The sequence below is a fragment of the Paraburkholderia aspalathi genome (genome assembly GCF_900116445.1).
GTDB lineage: Bacteria > Pseudomonadota > Gammaproteobacteria > Burkholderiales > Burkholderiaceae > Paraburkholderia > Paraburkholderia aspalathi.
On record NZ_FPBH01000092.1, the window covers coordinates 1 to 1,776 of the forward strand.

Below are 1,776 nucleotides of genomic sequence, written 5' to 3' on the forward strand. Positions count from 1 at the left end.
GAAGATTTCATCATGCGTGAGAAGATCACGCACTTCGACCACGAACGTATCCCCGAGCGCATCGTTCATGCGCGAGGCTCGGCAGCCCATGGTGTGTTCCAGGTGTACGAGTCGATGAGCGAGTACACCAAAGCTGCATTCCTGCAGAACCCGAACGAGCAGACGCCGGTCTATGTCCGTTTCTCGACGGTGCAGGGCCCGCGCGGTTCGGCCGATACCGTGCGCGACGTGCGCGGCTTCGCGGTGAAGTTCTACACACAGGAAGGTAATTACGATCTGGTCGGCAACAACATGCCGGTCTTCTTCATTCAGGACGCCATCAAGTTTCCGGACTTCGTGCATGCCGTAAAACCAGAAGCGCCGAATGAAATGCCGACCGGCGGCTCCGCGCACGATACCTTCTGGGACTTCGTGTCGCTCGTGCCGGAGTCCGCGCATATGGTGCTGTGGACCATGTCGGACCGCGCGATTCCGCGCAGCCTTCGCACCATGGAAGGCTTCGGCATTCACACGTTCCGCTTCGTGAATGCGCAAGGCAAGGGGCGTTTCGTCAAATTCCACTGGCGCCCGGTGCTGGGCTCGTATTCGCTGCTGTGGGACGAAGCGCAGAAGCTCGCCGGCAAGGATCCGGATTTCCACAGGCGCGACTTGTGGGAATCGATTGAACGAGGCGACTTCCCCGAGTTCGAGCTCGGCGTGCAGATCGTCGAGGAAAAGGATGAGCACAAGTTCGACTTTGACCTGCTCGATCCGACCAAGCTGATTCCGGAAGAACTGGTGCCGGTGAAGATCATCGGCAAGATGACGCTCAATCGCAATCCGGACAATTTCTTCGCCGAAACCGAACAGGTTGCGTTTCATCCGGGCCACATCGTGCCGGGCCTGGACTTCTCGAACGATCCTCTGTTGCAAGGTCGTTTGTTCTCGTACACCGACACGCAGATCAGCCGTCTCGGCGGACCGAATTTCCACGAGATCCCGATTAACCGGCCGGTATGTCCGTTCCATAACAATCAGCGCGATGCGATGCACCGGCAGACGATCAATGTCGGGCAGGCTTCGTATGAGCCGAATTCGGTGAGTGGCGGCTGGCCGAAGGAAACCGATCCGGCGCCGTCGGATGGTGGCTTCGAAAGCTATCCGGAGCGTGTGGAAGGCAACAAGATTCGCGTGCGTAGCGAGTCGTTCGCCGATCATTTCTCGCAGGCCGCAATGTTCTACAACAGCATGTCGGAGCCAGAGAAAGACCATATCGCCGCGGCTTACCAGTTCGAACTCGGCAAGGTCACCAAGCCGGAGATTCGCGCGCGTGTGGTCAACGAGATTCTGGCCAATTTCGATGCGGGGCTTGCCGCGAAGGTGGCCGAAGGTCTCGGCTTGCCCGCGCCGAAGAAAGGCACGGCGAAGCTCAAGGGGACTAAAGCGTCGGCTGCACTCAGTCTGCTCAATCGCGTGAAGCCCGGCATCAAGACCTGCAAGATCGCTTTGCTGGCTGCGCCGGGTTCCGATGGTGCCGCGATCAAAAGGCTGCAACAGGTGCTGCAGGGCGAAGGTGCAGCGCCGATGTTGATCGCACCGACCCTTGCTGCCATCGACGGGATGGCGCCGGACGCAACGATTGCCGGCTTGCCGTCGATCATGTTCGACGCGGTGATCGTGGTGGGTGGTGAGGCGGGCGCGAAGAAGCTGGCGCAATCGGGCGACGCACGGCATTTCGTGCTCGAAGCGTTCAAGCACCTGAAGGCGATTGCGGCCATCGGCGCGGGGCGTGACGTG

General features: G+C 60.0%; 1 protein-coding gene. It reads left to right on the forward strand.

What is annotated here, in order from left to right; genetic code table 11:
• Nucleotides 1-1,776, forward strand: a 1,776-nt coding sequence (gene katE, locus BM438_RS44500) for a catalase HPII (RefSeq protein WP_093647939.1), incomplete at both ends; no start/stop codon positions are given.